The following is a 22314-nucleotide window of genomic DNA, read 5'->3' as shown; positions in this document are numbered from 1 at the left end:
ACAACAGGGGAAGCAAAATGGCAAAGTTTTTCGGAAATCTGAATATGGTGCTGCTCGCCGGCGTGGTGGTCCTCGTCGCGATCATGTTCGGCCTGCATGGCGATGTGATGGGCGATGCCTATGCAAACAGTTTCATGCGCTATCTGCACGTGCTGTGCGGCATCATGTGGATCGGGCTGCTTTATTATTTCAATTTCGTGCAGGTTCCGGCGATGCCTGCCATTCCGGCCGAACATAAGCCCGCTGTTACCGGCCATATCGCGCCTAAAGCACTGTTCTGGTTCCGCTGGGCAGCGCTGTTCACGGTGCTGACCGGCCTCACGGTCGCGCATCTCTCGGGCTATATGGTCGAAGCGCTGACCTTGCAGCCAGGCGTCATGCTGATCGGTATCGGCATGTGGATGGCGCTGGTCATGGCGTTCAACGTCTGGTTCATCATCTGGCCCGCCCAGAAGAAAATCCTCGGCATTGTCGAAGCCGATGACGCGGCCAAGGCCGCGGCCGCTCCGCGTGCGTTGATCGCATCGCGGCTGAACACGCTGCTTTCCATCCCGATGCTCTATTGCATGGTGACGCAGGGTCTGCTCGGCAGCTGAACATAGTCCGGGCGGCGGTTGGTGCCGTCGCCCGGCCCTACCCCATCCCGATCGCACTGAACTTTAGGCCCACCTAGAAATGCTTGGGCAATTGCCGCGCATTTGCCTCTGGCTGAAGAGCGCGCGCTGCCTATGTTCGCTGCTGACGAAACTTTCAGGGACATACAACTCATGCCTACGCTTTTCGATCCAGTAACGCTTGGCGCCATCGAAGCGCCCAACCGCATCCTGATGGCGCCGCTGACGCGGGGCCGCGCCGCGCCGGGTTTCGTGCCCAATGCGCTGATGGCGGAATATTATACGCAGCGGGCCAGCGCCGGCCTGATCATCAGCGAGGCGACCGGCATCAGCAGGCAGGGGCTGGGCTGGCCCTCCGCGCCGGGTATCTGGACCGAAGAGCAGACCGAAGGATGGAAGCAGACGACGGCGAGCGTTCATCAGGCAGGGGGCAGGATTGTCCTCCAGATGTGGCATATGGGCCGGATCGTGCACCCCGATTATCTGGACGGCGAGCCGCCGGTGTCATCATCCGCCACGACAGCGCCCGGCCATGCCTATACGCCGACGGGGAAGAAGCCCTACGAACAGGCCCGTGCCCTGCGTACAGACGAGATTCCCGGCCTGCTCGACGACTATGCGAAGGCGGCCCGCAACGCGATGGCAGCCGGTTTTGACGGCGTACAGATCCATGCCGCGAACGGCTATCTGATCGATCAGTTCCTGCGCGACGGCTCCAACCTGCGCGAAGACGAATATGGCGGATCTCCCGACAATCGCACCCGGCTTCTGGCGGAAATCACGGAAGCGGTTGTGCGCGAGGCGGGCGCGGACCGGACATCGGTTCGCCTCTCCCCCAATGGCGACAGCCAGGGCGTGGACGACAGCAATCCCGAAGCCGTATTCCCGCTCGCAGTCCAGAAGCTCTCCGATCTCGGGATCGGCTTTCTCGAGTTGCGCGAACCGGGCCCCGAAGGAACATTCGGACGCACGGACGTGCCGAAACTCTCGCCCCTAATCCGCAAGGCCTTTGACGGCCCGCTGGTGCTCAATTCCGATTATGGCGCCGAAGACGGTCAGGCCGCGCTGGACAGCGGAATAGCCGATGCGGTCAGCTATGGCCGGACTTTCCTCGCCAATCCCGACCTTCCACGCCGTTTCCGCGAGGGTCTGCCGCTCAACGAGTCCAATATGGCGACATGGTATATTCCCGGACCCGAGGGCTATACGGATTACCCTTTCGCCGAAGAGACGGTAGCCGCCGAATAGCCTTCACGGCCTGAGCTTCAGACGCCGATTTTATTCGCCGGCAAAGCGCTGGCCGAGATCGAACATCGCGATGGCGGCTTTTGCCGCCTCTCCGCCCTTGTCCTTCTGGTCCGGGCGGGCGCGGACTTCGGCCTGGGCGGCGTTTTCCACCGTCAGTATCCCATTACCGATGGCGACGCCGTCCATGGTCAGCGCCATAAGCCCGCGCGCACTTTCACCGGCCACGATCTCGAAATGATAAGTCTCGCCGCGGATAACGACACCGATCGCAACGAACCCGTCATAACGACCGCTTTCCGCCGCCATGGCAACCGCGCCGGGGATCTCCAGCGCGCCGGGCACGGTGATCAGCTCATGGCTGTGCCCGGCCGCCTCAAGCGCGGCCTTCGCCCCCTCGATCAGCCAGTCATTATACTGGTCATAAAATCGCGCTTCGACGATCAGGAAATGCGCCATCAGCTCCGCTCCTCAACATCGATTGCACGCTCGCCCACAATGGACAGCCCATAGGCATCCAGGCCCACCAGGCTGTGATGCGTGTTGGTGAGCAGGGTCATGGTCTGGACCCCCAGTTCAGTGAGGATCTGCGCGCCCACGCCATAGTCGCGCAGCTCTTCCATATCCGGACGCTCCTGCCCGCTCTTAACCTGCAGCGCCTTGGTGAACGCACCCTGCATCGTCCGGTTGATCACCACCACGATGCCCGCGCCTTCCTCGCCGATAATCTCCATCGAGCGGGACAGCATCTGGCCGCGTGCGCCCTCTTCGCCGAACACATCGGTAAAGGCGGACAGCGCATGCATGCGGACCAGGGTCGGCTTGTCGGGATCGACCTTGCCTTTGACGAGCGCGACCTGCTCGGTTCCCGTCGCCTTGTTGAAGAAGGTCATCGCCGTCCAGTCGCCGCCCCAGCGGCTGGTGAACGGAGCCTCCGCCTTTTTCTCGACGAGATGATCGTGGCGGCGGCGATAGGCGATCAGATCGCGGATCGTTCCGATCTTGAGGTTGTGGAGCTGCGCAAAGGCCAGCAGGTCCCCCATCCGCGCCATCGTGCCGTCTTCATTCATGATCTCGCAGATCACACCGGCCGGATTCAGGCCGGCCAGCCGCGATATGTCGACAGCGGCTTCGGTATGTCCCGCGCGCACCAGAACGCCGCCGGGACGCGCCACGAGCGGAAACACATGGCCGGGCGTCACGATCTCGTCCTTGCCTTTGGAGGCATCGATGGCGACCGAGACGGTTCGCGCGCGATCCGCCGCTGAAATTCCTGTCGTCACGCCATCGCGCGCTTCTATCGACACGGTGAAGGCGGTTTCATGCCGGGTGCCGTTGTGACGGCTCATCAGGTCCAGCCCGAGTTCTTCCGTACGGTCTTTGGTCATCGCCAGACAGATGAGCCCGCGGCCATATTTGGCCATGAAGTTGATCGCATCCGGCGTCGCCATCTGGGCGGGAATAACAAGATCGCCTTCATTCTCGCGATCCTCGTCATCGACGAGAATGAACATCCGCCCATTGCGCGCCGCTTCGATTATCTCTTCGGGGCTGGCCAGCGCCTGGCCGCCGCCCGTCACCAGATAGCGTTCGAGCTTGAGCAGCGTTTCGGCAGTGGGATTCCAGTCCTCGTCGTCAAGCTTGCGCAGAGAGTTGGGGTGGAGGCCCGCCGCTTTGGCAAGGCCGGCCTTGCTGGCTTCGCCGGAAGCAACAAGACTGCGAACATTTTCGATCAAGGGTGTAGACATAGGGCCTGAATATCACATTTGGATGTGATGTCCAGACCGCAATCACACCAAGGTGTTAGCTGCCGGTCATTCTCGCGAGATAACGCGCCAAAATATCGATTTCGATGTTGATTGGCTGGCCGGCGCCTACCTTATCGAACGTCGTAACCTCGGCCGTGTGCGGAATGAGATTGATCGTAAAGCGGCATCCGTCATCGGTGTCGCTCACCGTATTGACGGTCAGCGACACGCCGTTGAGCGTGATCGATCCCTTGGCCGCGATCAGGCGCGCCAATTCGTCCGGCGCACGGATCGTGAGTTCAAGCGAATCGCCCACCGGCTCGGCAGCGATAATTTCGCCAATCCCGTCAACATGGCCGGTCACGATATGACCGCCCATTTCCTCACCCAGCTTGAGCGAGCGTTCGAGATTCAGCCGTGCGCCTTCATTCCATTGCCCCTGTGCCGTGCGGGACACGGTCTCAGCGGAGAGATCGACAGCGAACCAGTCCTCGCCCTTGTCGACAACTGTCAGGCAAACCCCCGAACAGGCGATCGACGCGCCGAGATCCACAGTCGTCATGTCATAGCCACAGAGTATCCGCAGGCGCAGATCGCCGCGTTGCTCGGCCTCGGCAATAGTGCCGATATCGGTGATGATTCCGGTAAACATTAGGCGCGCTCGTAAACCTCCATCCGGTCCTTGCCAAGCATGCGTGTTTCGATCAGCCGCCAATGGCCATGGGCATCGTCGAGCTGGGCAAGACCGATATCGCCCAGCGCGCTGAGGCCCGCGCCGATCAATATTGGCGCGCGATACAGTATGAGCCGGTCTGCACAATCGGCCGCTATAAAAGCCGCCGCTGCGCCCGCACCACCCTCCACCAGCAGATGATCGACATTTTCGAGATCGGCAATCGCGCCGGGCTCGGCAAGATGCTGCCAGACCGGCTTGTCCGCATGCAGCTGGAGCTTGCTGAAATTGCTATAATCGCCCGTCAGCACGGCCCGGGCCGGCGTGCGGTTGGCCAGGCCGTCCAGCCGCACGTTCAATGTCGGCGAATCGCTCTCCGCGGTTCCCCGGCCGACCACCACCATATCGGCAAGCGCCCGTTCGACATGAGCGTGCGCGCGCGCTTCGGGACCAGTGATCCACTGGCTGGATCCATCGGGAAGCGCGACCTGCCCGTCGAGCGAGGTGGCGAGTTTCAGCGTGACATGGGGCCGGCCTTTTTCCAGCCTTGTGAAGAAACCAGCCATTGCGCGTTTCGCCTCGTCGGCGAGCAGGCCTTCGACAACCTCGATTCCCGCGGAACGCAGTTGCGCTATTCCCCTTCCATCTGTCCGGGGGTCGGGATCGGTTGCGGCGATGACAACGCGGCGCGGCGCGGCGGCGACTATGAGGTCGACACAGGCGGGGCCGCGCGCACTCTGGTGCACACAGGGCTCAAGCGTTGTGTAGATATCGGTACCTTTCGCATCCACGCCTTCCAGCGCCATCGCCTCGGCATGCGGGCGGCCGCCTGGCTGGGTCCAGCCGCGCGAAACAACACGCCCATCGCGAACGATCACGCAGCCAACATTGGGATTGGGAGCGGTCCGGCCCCGGCCGCGCCAGGAAAGCGCCAGCGCCATGGCCATGATCCGCGCGTCAAAGGCCGTCAGCTGCCCGGCTCCGCCACATCGTCATCTTGTGGCCGCGCCAGCGTCCGGCGATTTTCTTCAGTGATCCGGTCCGCTTCGGCGGCGGCCTCGCGATCATAATCCACGCCGGAAGCATCGGCCAATTCCTGAAACCGCTGGCGTGACAGTGCCCGGCGCTCATTTTCGGCCAGGGCGAGAACCCGCTGGCGCTCGATGATTTCTTCGTCCGTCCGGTCGGCAGACCAGCTCTCGACATAGGTGATGGTCGGCTCGGTCGGCTCGATACCAGACGCGCTGTCGATCGCGAATACACCGATAACTACGGTGGGTATCGTGATCGCCATGACCAGCGCGACCCAGCTGTGGCGTTCGCGGCGCGTGAAGAAGGACACGGTGTCCTTCACGATCACACGGGGCTTGGGGGGCATCATTACCATGGCCCCCAAATAGTCCAACTGACCGTCCAGCGCCAGAGGCCGGGTCTGTTCGCCGTTCAGGTGATCCGGAATTCCACGACATGCTGCTGCCAGCTGTCTACCGTGACACCGTCACGCGTGGCCGGTTCGAAGCGCCAGCGACGCAGCGCCTGACGCTGCGTCGCCTCGCAAAAGGCCGGGTGTGTCGCGCGAACCGGCTCGGCCGCGATAACCCTGCCATTGGCGGCGATATGGACGCGGATCGTGCAACTGCCTTCTATCTCCTGCCGTATGAGTGCGGCTGGATAGCGCGGTTGCAGCGCGCCGCGATGTGACGGGTGAATGCGCGCCGCAACCAATACCGGTTCCGGCGTTGCCTCGACGATCGGCGTGACCGGAGGAAGCGGCGGCACCGGCCGAATCTCCGGCGCTTCGGTGAAGGTTATGCGGCCGGGCGGAGTCGGCACCGGCGTCGGTGTTGCGACAGGAGGGGGCGGCAACGCGGTTTCGGGGCCCGTCTGCTGGGGAAGCGGATCCGGATCCTGCGGCCGCACGATATTGACCACTTCGGGCGGCTCGCCCGGATCGGCAAGCCTTATCGCCCCCGATTTCATCAGAAATGCGACCGCAATCGCCGCGGCGTGCAGGCCGATAACAATTGCAAACCCCGACCCGCTATGCCGTGACTGGCCCAGAAAGCTGGATTGTTTCGATGTGTGTCCTGCCACTTCCTCTCTCCCGAACAATTGCAAGAAAGGTAATGTTACACCATATCATAAATGAAATCCAGACGACCGAAACCGTTGCCGTCTATCGATGGAACCGGGGTTAGGGTGGCAGAGAGGAAGGCGGGCGCTATTTTCCGCGCAACCGCATCAGTCCCTCTTGCGCAGCACTGGCGATGAGCTGGCCGTCCTGCGTGAATATCTGGCCGCGATTGAAGCCGCGCGCATGTCCCGTCCATGGCGAATCGGTCGCGTAGAGCAGCCATTCATCGGCGCGGAAATCCTCATGCATCCACAGCGAATGATCGAGACTCGCCATTTGCAGCGGATGGCGCATCCAGCTGATACCGTGCTTCAGCGTGCTCGTGCCGAGCAGGCTCATATCCGAGGCATAAGCCAGAATCGCCTGATGCAGGCGCTTGTCATCCCCAATCGGGGCCACGGCGCGGAACCATGTGCAGCTATAGGGCTCCGAGGGCTCGGGCTTCACCGGATTGCGCCGCTCCACCGGCTTGAGCTCAATCGAACGCTGGCGCAGCATGCGCTTGCGAAACGGCTCGGGAATCTGTTCGATATTATCGCGCCAATAGTCGGCTTCGCTCCGTAGCGAATCGGGACTCGGTACGTCGGGCATATCGAACTGGTGCGCGAGACCTTCCTCGGGACGCTGATAATTCGCCGCCATGTTGAGAATCGGCTTGCCGCGTTGCAGAGCGATGATCCGCCGGGTCGAAAAACTCCGTCCATCCCGGTCACGCTCGATCCGGTAGATGATGGGAAAGTCTTCATTGCCGGGCCGCATGAAATAGGCGTGGAGCGAATGGGCGACGAGTTCATCGTCGACGGACTGGTTTGCCGCGACAAGCGCCTGTGCAATCACCTGGCCTCCAAAGACGCGGCCAACGCCGCCCGGCAGGCGCGGCCCCCGATAGAGATCGGTATCCAGCTCCTCGACCGTCAGCAGATCGCATAATTTCCCGACCAGCTCTTCAGGCGTTTTCAACCCGGAGGTTTGCGCATCATCGTCGTTTTCCAAAATTTATCCTTCAATTCGTGCTTGCCCGCCAGCTCAACCGGCGTTGCGTCCGTCTTCGTTCAGTGCACTGCACAATTCAAGCCCGGCCGCAAACTCCCTAGCCGTAAAGATCGGCATAGACCGCGCCCAAAACGCCTGCGCGGAACGGCGTGACCTCGCTCGGCAGGTTCTGGACATAGCCCGATGCACGCAAATTGTTAGCGCGGTCGACCCAGGCGACAGTGCCAGCCGCACCGCCCCAGCCATAGGTGCCGATACCTTCGCCCGCCGCTCCCGGCTCCGTCGTGACCCGTCCGCCGGCTCCGAAGCCCGACTGATAATACATGTCCGTCTTGTCGACATCGGCCGGCAACAGATCGGACATGGCGAGCCGCGCCGTTTCGGCATCCATGATGCGGACATCGCCCAGCGCGCCTTCGCCGAGCAACATTGTGAGGAAACGGTCATAGTCGCGCGCACTCGAGACCAGCCCGGCCCCGCCATAGGGGTAGCGCGGCGGCTGCGCATAAACGGACCCCTCGGCCGGATCGACGAGAACCGGCGCACCGTCGCGGATGGTATAGCTTGCAGTCATCCGGCCGGTTTTCTCGGCCGGCACCTGGAAGATCGTGTCGCGCATATCGAGCGGCGTGAAAATGCGTTGCTGAAGAAATGTATCGAAGGGCATGCCGGAAGCGATTTCGATAATCCGCCCGAGCAGGTCGAGCGACACGGAATAGCTCCATTTGGTTCCCGGATCGGCAATGATCGGCAGCGTCGCCAGCCGGTTGGCAAATTCCTCCAGGCTTTGGGGGCGCCGTGCGACAATCTCCGGCTCTTCATGCATGATAACGCCGGGCTCCAGTCCCAACCGCCGATATTCAGCAAGCAACGGCCCGGTCGTGATGATCGTATAGCCGAGCCCTGCCGTATGGGTCAGCAGGTGGCGGATGGTGATCGGCCCGCTTGCCGGTCGCGTCTCCAGACTGTTGTCGGGATCGGTCAGAACGCGCGGTTCGGCAAAAGCTGGAAGGAAATCGGCGATATTCTGATCGAGGCCGATCACGCCATCCTCAACCAGAAGCATTGTTGCCATGCCGGTTACTGGCTTGGTCATCGAATAGATGCGCCAGAGTGTATTCGCATCGACTGGCTGCGCGCTGCCCAGCGCCGTCACCCCGTCCGCAAAATATTCGGGTGCGGCCTGGCCGCGACCAAGCGCGATCAGGGCTCCCGGAATCGGATGGTCGGCGACAAAGCGGGGCACGAACGCTTCAACCGAAGGCCAAGCGGAAGCCGGCGACCGGAATGCCATGGAGCGCGCCGCGGGAAAGCCTGTAAGAGCAAGGCTTGCCCCGACGCCGCCCAGAAATCGTCTCCGGTCGATTTGTAATCCGCCCATATCCACTCCCCCAAAACTGGTTTTTCTTTGAAACCAGCTTCGCGCGGCCACGCAAATTTGGCAAGCGCGGCGCGATGTATCTACAGGCGGCGGGCCAGCCGGGCGATCGCGCGATCTTTGCCGATCAGCGGCAGCAGCGACGCCATTTCGGGTCCGTGATCGCGCCCGGTCAGCGCCTGACGAAGCGGCAGGAACAGCGCCTTGCCCTTGCGGCCGCTCTTTTCTTTCAGCTCGCCCGTCAGCCTTTTCCAGGCGGCATCCGACCAATCGAGCGTCGCAGCTATCTCCGCAGCCTGGTCGAGAAAAGCCTCGGTCTCGGCATCAATGGCAACCGAGTCCACCGGCCCCTCAACCACATGCCACCAATCGCTTGCCTCGCTAAGCGTTGTGAGATTGGGGCGAATTGCCTGCCAGCCATCCGCGCCCATGCCCTGCGGCAAACGGGCCGCCACAGCGTCATAATCGAGCTGGTGGAGGATCTTGGCGTTGAGCGTTTGCAGCTCTTCGCCGTCGAACCGGGCCGGGGCGCGGCCGAACCGGGCGAAATCGAAACTCTCGATCAGCGGCGCGGCCTCGGTGAACGGCTCGACGGGATCGCTCGTGCCAATCCGCGCAAGCAAAGAGACCACAGCCATAGGTTCGATACCGTCCTCACGGAATGTCTCGACGCCGAGCGAGCCCAATCGCTTGGACAATTTGCCCTCGCTCCCGACCAGCAGCGCCTCATGCGCAAAGGCCGGGGGCAACGCGTTCATCGCGTCGAACATCTGCAACTGGAGCCCCGTGTTTGTCACATGGTCCTCGCCGCGTACGACATGGGTGATGCCCATTTCCGCATCGTCGACCGCGCTCGGCAGCATATAGAGCCAGCTTCCGTCCTCGCGGCGGATAACCGGATCGGAGAGCAGCGCCGGATCGAAATGCTGCGGCCCGCGGATCAGGTCGTCCCATGCAATCGGTGTGTCATGGTCGAGCTTGAACCGCCAATGCGGTGTCCTGCCCTCGGCTTCATGATCCGCAATCTGCCGATCCGTTAGGTCGAGCGCTGCGCGATCGTAGACCGGCGGCTTGCCGCGCCCCAGCAGGATCTTGCGCTTGAGCTCCAACTCCTGCGGCGTCTCGTAGCACGCATAAACACGCCCGGCAGCGCGCAGTCTCTCGAACGCGGCGTCATAACGATCGAAGCGCGCGGACTGACGCTCCTCGCCATCGACATCCATGCCGAGCCAGGCCAGATCGGCGCGGATCGCCTCGACATGTTCCTCTTTCGATCGCTCGCTATCGGTATCGTCGAGCCGCAGCAGGAAACGGCCGCCCTGCTTGCGCGCCCAGAGCCAGTTGTGGAGCGCCGTGCGGATATTGCCGACATGGAGCCGGCCGGTCGGCGACGGGGCGAAACGGGTGATGACGGTCATGGTTCAAACGGTCCGGAAGGCATTGGTGATCGGATAGCGGCGGTCGCGGCCGAAATTGCGGACGCCGATCTTGACGCCGGGCGGCGACTGGCGGCGTTTATATTCGGCGATGTAGAGCAGCCGTTCGATCCGGGCGACCGTTTCCCGCTCAAAGCCGCGTTCGACCAGCGTATCGATATCGGCCTCTTCCTCGATCAGTCCTTTCAGGAGCGGATCGAGCACATCATATGGGGGCAGGGAATCGCTATCTTTCTGGTCCGGACGCAGCTCTGCCGAAGGCGGTTTGGAGATCACGATGTCCGGCATGACCGGGCCATCGGGCCCCATCGCAAGGCTGGGCCGCGTTTCATTGCGGAAGCGCGACAGATCGAAAACGGTGGTCTTGTACGCATCTTTCAGCACTGAATAGCCGCCCGCCATATCGCCATAGATGGTCGCATAGCCGACCGCCATTTCGGACTTGTTGCCGGTGGTGAGCAGCATATGGCCGAACTTGTTGGAGAGCGCCATCAGGGTGACGCCGCGAATCCGCGACTGGATATTCTCTTCGGTGATATCAACTTCGGCATCGGCGAAACTGCCCGCCAGCATCGCGTCAAACCCTTCCACTGCGGGCATGATCGGGATCGTATCGAGCTTGCAGCCAAGCAGGCGCGCGCATTCCGCCGCATCGTCCAGGCTCTCCTGACTGGTGAAGCGCGAGGGCATCATCACGCACCAGACCCGGTCCGCACCCAGCGCATCGACGGCCACGGCGGCAGACAGCGCACTGTCTATCCCGCCGGACAGACCGAGCACGACGCCGGGGAAACGGTTGCGGTTCACATAGTCGCGCAGGCCGACGAGCATCGCATGGTAGATATCGGCCGGATGCGCATCGAGCGCATGTTGCGGCCCGTCGGTACAGGCCCAGCCATCCGGCTGTTTTTCCCAGACGGTCGTTGCGATCTCTTCTTCCCAGTCGGCAAACTGCCAGGCGATCTCGCCATCCGTGTTGAGGACGAAGGAGGAACCGTCGAACACGATCTCGTCCTGTCCGCCGACGCGGTTGAGATAGGCCAGCGGCAGCCCGGTATCGGCAACGCGGCCCCTGGCGAGAGCCAGCCGGATATCGTCCTTCTCCACCTCATAGGGGCTGCCATTGGGGACGATGAACAGTTCCGCGCCGAGCCCGGCGAGATGCGCGCAGACGCCGTCGACCCAGATATCCTCGCAGATCGGCACGCCGAGCCGTACCCCGCGAAACTCGATCGGCTCGGGCAATGGCGCCGGTGTAAACAGCCTGAGCTCGTCAAACGTACCGTAATTGGGCAAACGGTGCTTGCGGGTGATCGCCGCGATTTCGCCGCCATCGAGCAGCGCCATCGCATTATAGAGGCCGCCCTCCTCGGTGATCGCCGTACCGACCAGCATGGCCGGACCGCCGCCCGCAGTCATCCGGGCCATCCGTTCCAGTTCTGCGCGCGCACGTGCGATAAGCGCGGGTTTGAGCACCAGATCTTCCGGCGGATAGCCGATCAGCTGCAGTTCGGGGAAAACGATCAGGTCGGCATCGGGGCAGTCGGCGCGCGCACGGAGCATGGCATCGGCATTGCCGGCCAGATCGCCCATCACTTGGTTGAGTTGCGCAAACGCTATCGCCAGCCGGTCGGTCATGGCCCGCTCTTAAGCGGGCGCGGTGCGGGCGGCAATGCTTTGGACGAGCCGCCCGGTCGCATTGCAGCGTTCACCCGAACAGCAATGTTCCCAGAAGCCGTCCCGGTATGAAGGCAAAGGCGCCGGCCACGACCAGCCCGATATACATGCCTTCCATGGACCGGCGATGGCCGACGACATCGCCTTTGCTGATTCTCCAGAGAGAGAGCGGTACCGAAACAAGCACCAGCACCGAGAAAATGTGAATGAAGGAGAGGGAGAGCCAGAAGCTGGATATTGCCGTTACCAGCATCAGCACGACCCAGACCCTGCCCAATATCCGATGCAGCGAATCGCCCTTGCGCCGAAGCAGCACATAGCCGCCCAGAGGCACCGCAGGGACAACGGTTGCAAGATGGATCACGACGGCAAGAGACAAATTGTTGTCAGAGGGCTGACCCTCACCATAGCTGAGCGACATCAGCGTAAGGGTCACAACCACCGTCCCGAGTAGGACGGCCAGCGCTCCAATCAGACCGATTCCGGTCTGCCGGGATTTAGGGATAACGGTCATACCAATCTCCCGGCGATGGGCGCTCCCGGTATTCCGACCTGCTCGGCATAGCCATCAGCCAATGTCAGCAATGACACAGCGAGACAGGCGGCGAAGATGAGATGGATCGTCCGGCAATAGAATAGTCTCGGCATGGCTTGGCTCCTCTGTCCAATTTGGGCCTTCATGCTGACACCAGGCCACCGGTCGGCAAGCGCCTCTACGCGCCGCGCGCATTTTCTTCGCCAAACCCCCGGATTTGCGCTATTTGCCCATTCACGAAGCGCGAACGGGACAAGAAACGACCATGCTCTTGCGGCGACTGGCCATTGAAATCTTCATCATCGCGGCAATCGGGGCGATGCTCGGCCTGCTCGGACCGTTCGGGACCTATGCCATGCCCAGCGCGCCGCGCTTCGCCTATTGGCTGGGCTTCATACTGGTCGGATATGCGGTTTACCGGCCCGTTCAGACCGTGGCGACCTGGCTGGCTCGGGAAACGGCCATCCCGATCTGGGGGACGTTGCTGCTGGCGGCCGGCCTCGCCTCGCTGCCACTCACTGCACTGATCGGTTTCGCTCTCGGCGGCATGCGTTTGGACAGCCGCTATTTCGAGGCCGGCTTTGCCATGCTCTATCTGCAGGTTCTGGGCATCGGCATCGGTATCCAGATCGTGATGTGGCTGTTGTTCGGCCAGCGCCGCGCTGACCAACCTCGCTTGGCGACCGGAACCCCGGCCGCCCCGACGCCGCTCGATATCACTGCAATTCCGCTGCCCGAACAACCGCCCGCACCCTTTTTCGACCGGCTCTCGCCGCGACTGGGCCACAATCTCGTCTGCCTCGAAATGCAGGATCACTATGTGTGCGCGCACACGCTCGTCGGGAGCGAGATGATTCTTATGCGTTTGCGCGACGCGATCGCCGAGCTGGAGGGCTTTGAGGGGATGCAGGTGCACCGCAGCTGGTGGGTGGCCCGCGATCAAGTGCGCGCGATCCGGCGCGAAGGCCGCGCGATCAAACTCGAACTTGCCAACGGCCTTCTCGCACCGGTTTCGCGCAACCGCCAGGAAGTCCTCAAGCGCGAAGGCTGGCTCTGACAAGAGGTGTGGCCGGGCCACACCATCGTCTCTCCCCAAAAAAGCGCAGCAAACCAGTTTCTTTTTCCGGGGCACGTCCTAAAACAACGCGCAAAGGGGAAGAGCATCCATGAAATTGCTGTCGGGTAACTCCAATCTGCCGCTTGCGAGCGCCATCTCCCAATATCTGGAGATCCCGCTGACTGAAGCCAATGTCCGGCGTTTCGCCGATGAGGAAATCTTCGTCGAAATTCTCGAAAATGTGCGCGGCGAGGATGTGTTCGTCCTGCAATCAACGAGCTATCCTGCGAATGACAATCTGATGGAGTTGCTGATCATCATCGATGCGCTCAAACGCGCATCGGCGAAACGCATTACCGCCGTCATGCCCTATTTCGGCTATGCCCGGCAGGACAGGAAGCCCGGCCCGCGCACGCCAATCTCATCCAAGCTCGTGGCCAATCTGATCACCATCGCCGGCGCCAATCGCGTGCTGACCATGGATCTCCATGCCGGCCAGATTCAGGGCTTTTTCGATATCCCGACCGACAATCTCTATGGCGCGCCCGTGATGGCCGCAGATATTTCCGCGCGCTTCTCCAAGAAAGACATCACCGTCGTATCGCCCGATGTCGGCGGCGTCGTGCGCGCCCGGGCGCTGGCCAAACGGCTCGACAATGCGCCGCTCGCGATCATCGACAAACGCCGTGAAAAGCCGGGCGAGTCGGAAGTCATGAACATCATCGGCAATGTCGAAGGTCGGTTCTGCATCATCGTCGACGATATTGTCGATTCGGCGGGCACGCTCTGCAACGCAGCCGCGGCCATGAAAGAGGCTGGCGCCGAGGATGTGATGGCCTATTGCACGCACGGCGTACTCTCGGGCGGCGCCGTTGCCCGGGTCGACAAATCGGTGATGAAAGAGTTGGTGATCACCGATTCGATCGGCAATCATGATGCGATCGCCGAGACGGGCAAGATTCGTCACCTTCCCATCGCTCCGCTTTTTGCCGAGGCAATCCGCCGGATCGCGGACGAAAGCTCCGTTTCCAGCCTGTTCGACTAAACCGTGAGCCAGTGTCATAACGCGAATCGGAGGCGCATATGCCAAAGATCGCGAACAGTGGATTTTCCGACTGGGCCCCGGATCGCCTGGCGGATCTGACGGGCAGAACCTTTCTCATCACAGGCGGCAACTCGGGTATCGGTTTTGACGCCGCGAAAATGCTGGGCGAAGCCGGCGGCGATGTCGTCGTTGGCTGCCGCAATCCCGACCGGGCCAAAAACGCGGTCGCCGAACTCGAGAGAACCGCCAGAGGCAAAGTCGAAACCATCGCGCTCGACCTTTCCAACCTGTCCTCGGTCCGCAAAGCTGCGGACGAGGCACACACGCGCTACCGATCTCTTGACGCCCTGATCAACAATGCCGGCATCATGCAGACGCCCGAAACCAGAACCGTCGACGGCTTCGAGCTTCAGCTCACCACCAATCATCTCGGCCATTTCCTGCTCGCTGGTATGCTCCTCGATCTGGTGGAACGGGCGCAAGGCCGGATAGTCGTGGTTTCGAGCATTGCGCACAAATTCGGCACCATCCACCGCGACGACCTGATGCTGGAAAAAGCCTATTCGCCTACCAACGCCTATAGCCAGAGCAAGCTTGCCAATCTGATGTTCGCCCTTGAACTGGATCGGAAACTCAAGGCCAAGGACAGCCCGGTAAAGGCCATCGCCTGCCACCCGGGATATTCAAACACCGCGCTTCAGGATACCGGGCCCTCCGGCCTGCTGAATTTTGCCTACAAGTTCCTCAACCCACTCATGGCCCAGCCTTCCGAGAAAGGCGCAATTCCAACCGTGCTCGCAGCGGCGGGAAGCGAAGCCAGAGCCGGAGCCTATTACGGTCCGACGGGCTGGGGCGATGCCCGGGGCCCGGTCGGGGACGCGTTCGTCGCCCGGCGCGCGCTGGATGAAGAGGTTGCGCAGTGGCTTTGGGAAGAGAGCGAGAGGCTGGTCGGTTTTAACTGGATGATGGGGCAATAGGCTGTTCCGACTAGCGCAATCCCGCCCGCTGGTTTAGCGCCCGCAGCATGACACTTAAATCCGATCTCGATCTCGTAAACCGGCTTGCCGATGCCGCCGGCCAGGCCATCCGTCCCTTTTTCCGCTCCGCGTTCGCGCATGAAAAAAAGGCCGATACCACGCCCGTTACCGAGGCAGACCGCGCAGCGGAGACTGCTATCCGCGAAATCCTTGAACGCGAGCGGCCGGAAGACGGGATCATCGGTGAAGAATTCGGAACCACCCGCGAAACCGCATCGCGCCAATGGGTGCTTGATCCGATCGACGGCACGCTCAGCTTCATGGCGGGCCGCCCGATCTTCGGTACGCTGATAGCCCTGTTGCAGGATGGGTGGCCCGTGCTCGGCATGATCGACCAGCCAATTGCCAATGAGCGCTGGACAGGGGCTATGGGCGGCGAAACACTGTTCAACGGCAAACCGGCAAAGGCACGGCGATGCAAATCGCTGGAAGGCGCAACGGTGGCGACCACGAGCCCGCATTGTTTTTCCGAGGACGAAGCGGCCGCCTATCTGCGCGTTATCGCCACTGCTTACGGCAAAAATCCTTGGCCGCTCTATGGCGGCGACTGCTACAATTATGGCCTGCTCGCCTCCGGTCATGTCGATATTGTTATCGAGGCCGGGCTGAAGGTTCACGATTTCGCAGCGCTGGTTACGGTCGTCGAGGGCGCGGGCGGGCAGATGTGCGATTGGCAGGGAGAACCGTTGACCGCCGAAAGCGACGGCAGAGTTATCGCGCTGGGCGATTCAGCCCGGCTCGACGATGTGTTGGAAGCGCTGCACGCAGCCTAGCGGACCAGGCATTGGAGCACGCTGCCGACTCGCAATAGCCGGCGCTGGCCAAACGAAATTCGTCGTGCCAATAGTCGATCCCACATGCAGCCTGCGAGCGGCTTGCCATGAAAATCCATCTACCGTTTGGGGGGAAGCTTTGGTGAAAATACCATCTTTGGACGATCTGTTTCGGTATCGTTATCCGATCGCGATCGCAGCGATCATCATCAGCATTGTAACCTGGGCTGTCGAATTGCTCGGCTGGGTCTATGTCTGCCCCTATTGCCGCACACAGCGCACCGTTATCGGGCTGATCGGCCTTTCCCTGCTCTTCCCGAGGCCAGATCACTGGCTCAGTCGCTGGATCGTAACGGTTCTTGCGCTGTTCGGGATTGTCGTTGGTTCTACACAGCATTTTGCCGGGTGGAGAAAAATCATGTCCGGTGAGTTCTCCTGGGGCGAGCAATGGTATGTGAATCCCTGGATGCTTTCCGGCTTTGCGCTGTTCATCATCACCGGGCTGGCACTGTACAGCTGGGTCTGGAAGCGCCAGGATTAGGAACAGGCGCCTGCGGATTCCGCAGCGCAGTTCGATAATGCGCCTTGCGCGGTGCACCAAAAACAGCTAATGCGCGCGCCTTGCGAAGAGGCGGGCTGGCCGAAAGGGCTGCCAGGTCCGTCTGAAATCGCCTCGACAAAAGGAGACGAAAATGCCCAAACTGAAGACCAAGAGCGGTGTGAAGAAACGCTTCAAGATCACCGCAACCGGCAAGGTTATGCACGGAGTCGCTGGCAAGCGTCACCGCCTGATCAGCCACAACGCCAAATATATCCGCCAGAATCGCGGCACGGACGAACTGTCCGCAGCCGATGCCAAGGTCGTCAAGAAATGGGCGCCTTACGGACTGAGGAAATAGGTCATGGCTAGAGTAAAACGCGGAACGACGACCAAGGCACGTCACAAAAGAGTTCTCACCGAAGCCAAAGGCTATTGGGGCCGGCGGAAAAACACGATTCGTGTTGCCCGTCAGGCAGTCGAAAAGGCTGGCCAGTACGCCTATCGCGATCGCAAGGTCAGAAAGCGTAAATTCCGGGGCCTCTGGATTCAGCGGATCAACGCTGCGGTGCGCACGGAGGATTTGACCTATGCGCGCTTCATGCATGGCCTCAAACTGGCAGGCGTCGAGCTGGACCGCAAAGTCCTTGCCGATCTTGCCATGAACGAACCGGAGGCGTTTAGCGCCGTCGTTGCCCAGAGCAAAGACGCGCTCTCGAAAGCCTGAGGCAACGACAAGAATAGCCGGTAGCAACATCGGCGATTCCTATTAAAGAGGGCGCGGGGAGCGAAATGGCTCCACGCGCCCTTTTTGCATTCACGGCAACCGGAACGGACTGAGACATGGACCAGCAAAAGCCAGATTTGGAGCAGCTCAACACGGACCTGCAGGCCGCGATCGACGTCGCCGCCGGCCTTGATGCGCTCGACGCTGTCCGCGTCCATGCGCTCGGCAAGAATGGCGTCGTCACCGGCCTGCTGAAAACGCTGGGCAAAATGTCCCCTGAAGAACGCCAGGTGGAAGGACCAAAGATCAACGGCCTGCGCGCGGAAATTGCCGCCGCCATAGAGAGCCGGAAATCCGCATTGGAAGCAGACTTGCTCGCCGCACGACTGTCTTCCGAAACGCTCGACCTGTCGCTCCCGCCGAAAGAGATGCCGAAAGGCTCCATTCATCCGGTCAGCCAGGTGATGGACGAACTCGCCGAGATCTTCGCCGATCTGGGCTTTGCCGTCGCTACCGGGCCCGAGATTGAGGACGACTGGCACAATTTCACCGCGCTCAATATTCCGGAAACCCATCCGGCGCGCGCTATGCACGACACTTTCTATTTCGGCGAAGAGCAGCAGCGCGATGGACAGCCGATGATGCTGCGGACGCACACATCGCCCGTCCAGATTCGCACCATGACTTCTGAAAAACCCCCGATCCGGATCATCGCGCCAGGCCGCACTTATCGCTCGGACAGCGATGCAACACACACGCCTATGTTCCACCAGGTCGAAGGCCTGGTCATTGATCGCGACATCCATATGGGCCATCTGAAATGGACGCTTGAGACCTTCGTGAAGGCCTTTTTCGAACGCGACGATATCGTGCTCCGCTTCCGCCCCAGCTATTTTCCCTTCACCGAGCCTTCGGCCGAAGTCGATGTCGGCTATTCTCTGAAAGACGGAAAGCGGATCATCGGCGGCGATCCGACGAAAGAGGATGGCGGCTGGATGGAAATTCTCGGCTCGGGCATGGTCAATCGCCGCGTGATCGAAGCGTGCGATCTCGATCCGGATGAGTGGCAGGGCTTCGCCTTCGGCTGCGGCATCGACCGGCTCGCCATGCTCAAATATGGCATGGACGATCTGCGCGCCTTTTTCGACGGCGATCTGCGCTGGATCAGACATTATGGATTCTCGGTGCTCGACGTACCGACACTGAGCGCGGGAGTGGGCGCATGAAGTTCACACTGGGCTGGCTCAAAGAGCATCTCGATACCGAAGCCGATCTCGACACCATCCTCGAGACGCTGACCGCAATCGGGCTCGAGGTCGAGGGCGTGGAAAATCCGGGCGCGCAGATCGGCGACTTCCGGATCGCCCGGGTCGTATCGGCGGAAAAGCATCCGAATGCCGACAAGCTGCAGCTGCTCAAGGTCGATACCGGGTCCGGCGATCCGGTGCAGGTCGTGTGCGGCGCGCCCAATGCACGGGCCGGCATGGTCGGGGTTTTCGCGGCGCCCGGAATGTATGTGCCGGGCATCGACGTAACGCTTGGCCCGGCGAAGATCCGCGATGTCGAAAGCTTCGGCATGATGTGTTCCGAGCGCGAACTGGAGCTCTCCGACGCGCATGAAGGCGTGATCGATCTGGGCGACGAAGCGGCAGCGAATGTTGGCGAAAGTTACGCGATCTGGGCAGGGCTGGACGACCCGGTGATCGATATCGCTATCACCCCCAACCGGCAGGATTGCATGGGCGTATATGGTGTGGCGCGGGACCTGGCCGCGGCCGGCCTTGGTACGCTGAAACCCCTTCAAGTGTCTGATATTACAGCAAATACTCCCTGTTCCATCGAGATTCGCACAGACGATCCCGAGGGCTGCCCGGCCTTTTTCGGGCGCTCCGTTTCCGGTGTGGCGAACGGCCCTTCGCCCGCCTGGATGCAGAAGCGCCTGCGCGCCATCGGCCAGAAGCCGATCTCGGCTCTGGTCGACATCACCAACTATATCATGATCGATCATGGCCGCCCCCTCCACGTTTATGACCGCGCGAAACTGGGCAAGGCGATCTTTGCGCGCCGGGCCGAGGACGGGGAAACCGTCGTCGCGCTCAACGGCAAAGAGTATCGCCTCGATGACTCGATGACCGTGATCGCAGATGAAAACTCCGTTCACGATATTGGCGGCATCATGGGCGGCGAACATAGCGGTGTGCAGCCGGAAACCACGGATATCGTGATCGAATGCGCCTATTTCACGCCCGAGCGGATTGCCCTTACCGGCCAGAGGCTCGGCCTGATGTCTGACGCGCGCGCGCGCTTCGAACGCGGCGTCGATCCGGCGTTTCTCGACGACGGCCTCGCCATCGCAACGCAGCTTGTGCTCGATATCTGCGGCGGCGAAGCCTCGGCCAAAGTGGAAGCCGGCGCCCCGCCACTCGAAACAAAAGCCGTCGCGTACGACCCTGAGCTTTGTGCAACCTTAGGCGGCCTTTCCGTACCCTTCGACACACAACGCGCATCGCTGGAGGCCCTTGGCTTCACCGTCGAGGGCCCGAAAGAAAAGGGGGCGCCGTTCGCCGTTTCCGTGCCGAGCTGGCGGCGCGATATTGTTGGAGCGCCCGATCTGGTCGAGGAAGTGCTGCGGCTCGAAGGTTTCGACGCCATTCCCTCCACCGCCCTGCCCCGCAAGGAAGGCGTCGCCACGCCGACCGCCTCGCCCGAACAGAAGCGCGAACGCAAGGTCCGCCGGGCCGCCGCCGCGCGCGGGCTCAACGAGGCCGTGACCTGGAGCTTCATTCCCGAGGCCGAGGCCGCGCTCTCCGGCGAAGCGCCATGGGTGCTCGCCAATCCGATCAGCGAAGACATGAAGGTCATGCGGACCTCGATGATTCCAGGCCTCGCGGCTGCCGCCAAACGCAATGCGGATCGCGGCGCAGCCAGCATCCGGCTCTTCGAAATAGGCCGCCGCTATCTGGCAGAAGACGAACGCCCGACCTTGGGTCTCATCCTCGCCGGTGCGAAAGATGCGCGCCACTGGCAGGGCGGCGGTGCACCGTTTGACGCTTATGACGCCAAGGCCGAGATCCTCGCCCTGCTCGATGCGGCAGGCGCTCCAACCGCCAATCTGCAACTGTTTGGGGATACCAGCCCGCTTTATCATCCGGGCCGCTCGGGGCGTCTCTGCCTCGGCCCAAAGAACATGCTGGCCGAATTTGGCGAGCTGCATCCGGCTACCCTGAAGGCGCTCGATCTCGATGGCCCCGCCATGGCCGCCGAGCTGTATCTCGACGCCGTGCCGATGCCGCGGTCTTCCGGCCATATGCGCCCCGCCTTCACCCCGCCCGCGCTCCAGGCCGTAACCCGCGACTTCGCCTTCCTGCTGGATAGCGACACCCCCGCCGGCGATCTGCTCCGCACGGTCCGCAGCGCCGACAAGCAGGTGCTGGTCGATGCGCGGATCTTCGACGTCTTCACCGGCAAGGGTGTAGCCGAAGGCAAGAAATCGGTCGCCATCGAAGTGACGCTCCAGCCCGGCGAGAAAAGTTTTACCGAAGAGGAGCTAAAGGCGATTTCGGACAAGGTGGTAAAGGCGGCGGAGAAGGTTGGCGGTGAGCTCAGGGGTTAGATGTAATATTGAGATTCCCTAAGTGGCTGAACTGTGGATATTGTTTGAACGTTGATCCATTAGGTGGTTTAAGTTCTTGGACATGAACTTTGTGCCTCCAACCAGTCGTTATCGTCTCTATTTCGATGAGACCGGCAACGGTGATTTAGATGCGGCGGAGAAGCACCCAAACGAACGCTATCTGAGCATCACGGGTGTCGTCGTGAAACAAGACACCCATGACGGCTATCTGACCCGCCGGATGAACAGGCTCAAAGAGGATATTTTCGGAGCGCAAGAAGTAGTCTTGCATCGAAGAGATATTATGAGGAGCGAAGGCGATTTCGTGGCTCTCCGAAACGTGGAGCGGCGACAGGAGTTCGACTGGCGAATGTCTTCGATCATAGCTGAGTGTCTGATCGCTGCCTTCACGATTTCAATCGATAAACTTGAACATAAACAGCGATATAAAGTCTGGCGCTACAGCCCCTATCATTATCTGCTTGAATGCCTGTTGGAACGATTTGTATTGTGGTTGCGGAGAAATAACTTCCAAGGCGACATGCTAGGCGAAGCGCGCAATCCCAGACACGACAAGCAGTTGCGTCGGGCATTTACCTACTTTTACAAACATAAAACCGGGATGGTAGATTCCCAAATGATACAAGCTCGCCTGACTTCAAAAGATCTACGATTGCTGCCAAAAGAGAAAAACATAGCGGGACTTCAGATTGCAGATCTCCTGGCGCATCCCTGTCATCGCTCGCTCAAGTTTGAGCAGCTTGGAGAGGCAATCGGACCGGATCATGGAACCTATCTCGTAGGTCTACTTCGCCGCTACTGGTATGATCGGAATCCAAACAGCGGCGTGATTTCCGGCTACGGGACAAAATGGTTGCCCTGAAAAGTGTGCGGGGGCCTATAAGCCCCCGCGCGATCGCAAATTACGATCTCCCTTCGACCGAAGCCGAATTACCATCTATATAGTCAAATTGGCTATCTGGATCAAGATCCTCTGTTATGAATCATGGGGTTGCGCCTTAAGTCATTGATAGAATCCGGTTTTTTGGCATTTCGAAGACTCTCACAGAATCAAGAGCGGTCGAAAAGCC

General features: G+C 61.1%; 24 protein-coding genes. 12 read left to right on the top strand and 12 right to left on the bottom strand.

Features of this window, described 5'->3' with window-relative positions; all coding sequences use genetic code 11:
- The first annotated feature begins 17 nt into the window (after positions 1-17).
- A complete protein-coding gene (locus tag DFR46_RS10880) occupies positions 18-596 on the top strand; it encodes a urate hydroxylase PuuD (protein WP_116236459.1) in 579 nt (192 codons plus the stop codon).
- A gap of 171 nt (positions 597-767) precedes the next feature.
- Positions 768-1862 (top strand): alkene reductase, encoded by a 1095-nt coding sequence (locus tag DFR46_RS10875; protein ID WP_116237300.1) that lies wholly within the window; start codon positions 768-770, stop codon positions 1860-1862.
- Positions 1863-1892: 30 nt separating this feature from the next.
- Here DFR46_RS10875 and ribH read toward each other — a convergent pair whose 3' ends face one another.
- The 12 genes from ribH to DFR46_RS14850 form a co-directional block, all read right to left on the bottom strand.
- Complete coding sequence (ribH, locus tag DFR46_RS10870; RefSeq protein ID WP_116236458.1) at positions 1893-2318, bottom strand: 6,7-dimethyl-8-ribityllumazine synthase; 426 nt, start codon at positions 2316-2318, stop codon at positions 1893-1895.
- A complete protein-coding gene (gene ribB / locus DFR46_RS10865; RefSeq protein ID WP_116236457.1) occupies positions 2318-3607 on the bottom strand; it encodes a 3,4-dihydroxy-2-butanone-4-phosphate synthase in 1290 nt (429 codons plus the stop codon). The genes ribH and ribB overlap by 1 nt, the downstream gene beginning before the upstream one ends.
- 55 nt (positions 3608-3662) lie before the next feature.
- On the bottom strand, positions 3663-4259 hold the full coding sequence (locus tag DFR46_RS10860) for a riboflavin synthase (protein ID WP_116236456.1): 597 nt from the start codon (positions 4257-4259) through the stop codon (positions 3663-3665).
- A complete protein-coding gene (gene ribD, locus DFR46_RS10855) occupies positions 4259-5227 on the bottom strand; it encodes a bifunctional diaminohydroxyphosphoribosylaminopyrimidine deaminase/5-amino-6-(5-phosphoribosylamino)uracil reductase RibD (RefSeq protein ID WP_116236455.1) in 969 nt (322 codons plus the stop codon). Before ribD ends, DFR46_RS10860 begins: the two co-directional genes overlap by 1 nt.
- A gap of 20 nt (positions 5228-5247) precedes the next feature.
- A complete protein-coding gene (locus DFR46_RS10850; RefSeq protein ID WP_116236454.1) occupies positions 5248-5661 on the bottom strand; it encodes a hypothetical protein in 414 nt (137 codons plus the stop codon).
- Between the two features lie 62 nt (positions 5662-5723).
- Complete coding sequence (locus DFR46_RS10845) at positions 5724-6374, bottom strand: energy transducer TonB (RefSeq protein WP_245953825.1); 651 nt, start codon at positions 6372-6374, stop codon at positions 5724-5726.
- 127 nt (positions 6375-6501) lie between these two features.
- Entirely contained in the window at positions 6502-7407 is a 906-nt protein-coding gene (locus DFR46_RS10840; RefSeq protein WP_425453129.1) for an acyl-CoA thioesterase, read from the bottom strand.
- Positions 7408-7504: 97 nt separating this feature from the next.
- Entirely contained in the window at positions 7505-8788 is a 1284-nt protein-coding gene (locus DFR46_RS10835) for a serine hydrolase domain-containing protein (protein ID WP_116236453.1), read from the bottom strand.
- A gap of 80 nt (positions 8789-8868) precedes the next feature.
- Entirely contained in the window at positions 8869-10203 is a 1335-nt protein-coding gene (gene gltX / locus DFR46_RS10830) for a glutamate--tRNA ligase (protein ID WP_116236452.1), read from the bottom strand.
- 3 nt (positions 10204-10206) lie between these two features.
- Positions 10207-11859 (bottom strand): NAD+ synthase, encoded by a 1653-nt coding sequence (locus DFR46_RS10825; protein ID WP_116236451.1) that lies wholly within the window; start codon positions 11857-11859, stop codon positions 10207-10209.
- 70 nt (positions 11860-11929) lie between these two features.
- A complete protein-coding gene (locus tag DFR46_RS10820; RefSeq protein WP_116236450.1) occupies positions 11930-12412 on the bottom strand; it encodes a DUF2306 domain-containing protein in 483 nt (160 codons plus the stop codon).
- Complete coding sequence (locus DFR46_RS14850; RefSeq protein WP_162843466.1) at positions 12409-12546, bottom strand: hypothetical protein; 138 nt, start codon at positions 12544-12546, stop codon at positions 12409-12411. The genes DFR46_RS10820 and DFR46_RS14850 overlap by 4 nt, the downstream gene beginning before the upstream one ends.
- A gap of 152 nt (positions 12547-12698) precedes the next feature.
- On the opposite strand from DFR46_RS14850, the gene DFR46_RS10815 reads away from it, so the two are divergent.
- The 10 genes from DFR46_RS10815 to DFR46_RS10770 all read left to right on the top strand — a co-directional run bounded on the left by DFR46_RS10815 (position 12699) and on the right by DFR46_RS10770 (position 22106).
- Positions 12699-13490, top strand: coding sequence for a LytTR family DNA-binding domain-containing protein (locus tag DFR46_RS10815; RefSeq protein WP_116236449.1), 792 nt, complete (start codon positions 12699-12701; stop codon positions 13488-13490).
- A gap of 109 nt (positions 13491-13599) precedes the next feature.
- On the top strand, positions 13600-14535 hold the full coding sequence (locus DFR46_RS10810; RefSeq protein ID WP_116236448.1) for a ribose-phosphate pyrophosphokinase: 936 nt from the start codon (positions 13600-13602) through the stop codon (positions 14533-14535).
- A 38-nt stretch (positions 14536-14573) separates the two neighbouring features.
- Positions 14574-15512 (top strand): oxidoreductase, encoded by a 939-nt coding sequence (locus tag DFR46_RS10805; RefSeq protein ID WP_116236447.1) that lies wholly within the window; start codon positions 14574-14576, stop codon positions 15510-15512.
- A gap of 47 nt (positions 15513-15559) precedes the next feature.
- Entirely contained in the window at positions 15560-16345 is a 786-nt protein-coding gene (gene hisN, locus DFR46_RS10800; RefSeq protein ID WP_116236446.1) for a histidinol-phosphatase, read from the top strand.
- A 142-nt stretch (positions 16346-16487) separates the two neighbouring features.
- Positions 16488-16886, top strand: a complete 399-nt coding sequence (locus DFR46_RS10795) for a hypothetical protein (RefSeq protein ID WP_211306419.1) — start codon at positions 16488-16490, stop codon at positions 16884-16886.
- A 151-nt stretch (positions 16887-17037) separates the two neighbouring features.
- The gene (gene rpmI, locus DFR46_RS10790; protein ID WP_116236444.1) at positions 17038-17244 is read left to right on the top strand and encodes a 50S ribosomal protein L35; all 207 of its coding nucleotides are present in this window, start codon (positions 17038-17040) and stop codon (positions 17242-17244) included.
- A gap of 3 nt (positions 17245-17247) precedes the next feature.
- Positions 17248-17610 (top strand): 50S ribosomal protein L20, encoded by a 363-nt coding sequence (gene rplT / locus DFR46_RS10785; protein WP_116236443.1) that lies wholly within the window; start codon positions 17248-17250, stop codon positions 17608-17610.
- A gap of 116 nt (positions 17611-17726) precedes the next feature.
- Complete coding sequence (gene pheS, locus DFR46_RS10780; RefSeq protein WP_116236442.1) at positions 17727-18836, top strand: phenylalanine--tRNA ligase subunit alpha; 1110 nt, start codon at positions 17727-17729, stop codon at positions 18834-18836.
- A complete protein-coding gene (gene pheT / locus DFR46_RS10775) occupies positions 18833-21223 on the top strand; it encodes a phenylalanine--tRNA ligase subunit beta (protein WP_116236441.1) in 2391 nt (796 codons plus the stop codon). Before pheS ends, pheT begins: the two co-directional genes overlap by 4 nt.
- A gap of 82 nt (positions 21224-21305) precedes the next feature.
- Positions 21306-22106 carry a DUF3800 domain-containing protein gene (locus tag DFR46_RS10770; protein WP_116236440.1) on the top strand — a complete coding sequence of 267 codons (801 nt, stop codon included), beginning with the start codon at positions 21306-21308 and terminating at the stop codon, positions 22104-22106.
- The last annotated feature ends 208 nt before the right edge of the window (positions 22107-22314 follow it).

Source organism: Parasphingopyxis lamellibrachiae, from assembly GCF_003385775.1.
GTDB classification, from domain to species: Bacteria; Pseudomonadota; Alphaproteobacteria; order Sphingomonadales; family Sphingomonadaceae; genus Parasphingopyxis; species Parasphingopyxis lamellibrachiae.
Note: the sequence above shows the minus strand (reverse complement) of the source record. Positions and strands in the feature narration are given on the sequence as shown.

Coding starts and splice junctions, on each gene's coding strand:
- gltX (WP_116236452.1), bottom strand. CDS start 10,203: ATGACCGTCATCACCCGTTTCGCCCCGTCGCCGACCGGCCGGCTCCAT.
- ribD (WP_116236455.1), bottom strand. CDS start 5,227: ATGGCCATGGCGCTGGCGCTTTCCTGGCGCGGCCGGGGCCGGACCGCT.
- DFR46_RS10815 (WP_116236449.1), top strand. CDS start 12,699: ATGCTCTTGCGGCGACTGGCCATTGAAATCTTCATCATCGCGGCAATC.
- DFR46_RS14850 (WP_162843466.1), bottom strand. CDS start 12,546: ATGCCGAGACTATTCTATTGCCGGACGATCCATCTCATCTTCGCCGCC.
- DFR46_RS10835 (WP_116236453.1), bottom strand. CDS start 8,788: ATGGGCGGATTACAAATCGACCGGAGACGATTTCTGGGCGGCGTCGGG.
- DFR46_RS10820 (WP_116236450.1), bottom strand. CDS start 12,412: ATGACCGTTATCCCTAAATCCCGGCAGACCGGAATCGGTCTGATTGGA.
- DFR46_RS10770 (WP_116236440.1), top strand. CDS start 21,306: ATGAACTTTGTGCCTCCAACCAGTCGTTATCGTCTCTATTTCGATGAG.
- DFR46_RS10875 (WP_116237300.1), top strand. CDS start 768: ATGCCTACGCTTTTCGATCCAGTAACGCTTGGCGCCATCGAAGCGCCC.
- DFR46_RS10810 (WP_116236448.1), top strand. CDS start 13,600: ATGAAATTGCTGTCGGGTAACTCCAATCTGCCGCTTGCGAGCGCCATC.
- ribH (WP_116236458.1), bottom strand. CDS start 2,318: ATGGCGCATTTCCTGATCGTCGAAGCGCGATTTTATGACCAGTATAAT.
- hisN (WP_116236446.1), top strand. CDS start 15,560: ATGACACTTAAATCCGATCTCGATCTCGTAAACCGGCTTGCCGATGCC.
- rpmI (WP_116236444.1), top strand. CDS start 17,038: ATGCCCAAACTGAAGACCAAGAGCGGTGTGAAGAAACGCTTCAAGATC.
- DFR46_RS10880 (WP_116236459.1), top strand. CDS start 18: ATGGCAAAGTTTTTCGGAAATCTGAATATGGTGCTGCTCGCCGGCGTG.
- DFR46_RS10825 (WP_116236451.1), bottom strand. CDS start 11,859: ATGACCGACCGGCTGGCGATAGCGTTTGCGCAACTCAACCAAGTGATG.
- DFR46_RS10860 (WP_116236456.1), bottom strand. CDS start 4,259: ATGTTTACCGGAATCATCACCGATATCGGCACTATTGCCGAGGCCGAG.
- DFR46_RS10805 (WP_116236447.1), top strand. CDS start 14,574: ATGCCAAAGATCGCGAACAGTGGATTTTCCGACTGGGCCCCGGATCGC.
- pheT (WP_116236441.1), top strand. CDS start 18,833: ATGAAGTTCACACTGGGCTGGCTCAAAGAGCATCTCGATACCGAAGCC.
- ribB (WP_116236457.1), bottom strand. CDS start 3,607: ATGTCTACACCCTTGATCGAAAATGTTCGCAGTCTTGTTGCTTCCGGC.
- DFR46_RS10850 (WP_116236454.1), bottom strand. CDS start 5,661: ATGATGCCCCCCAAGCCCCGTGTGATCGTGAAGGACACCGTGTCCTTC.
- pheS (WP_116236442.1), top strand. CDS start 17,727: ATGGACCAGCAAAAGCCAGATTTGGAGCAGCTCAACACGGACCTGCAG.
- rplT (WP_116236443.1), top strand. CDS start 17,248: ATGGCTAGAGTAAAACGCGGAACGACGACCAAGGCACGTCACAAAAGA.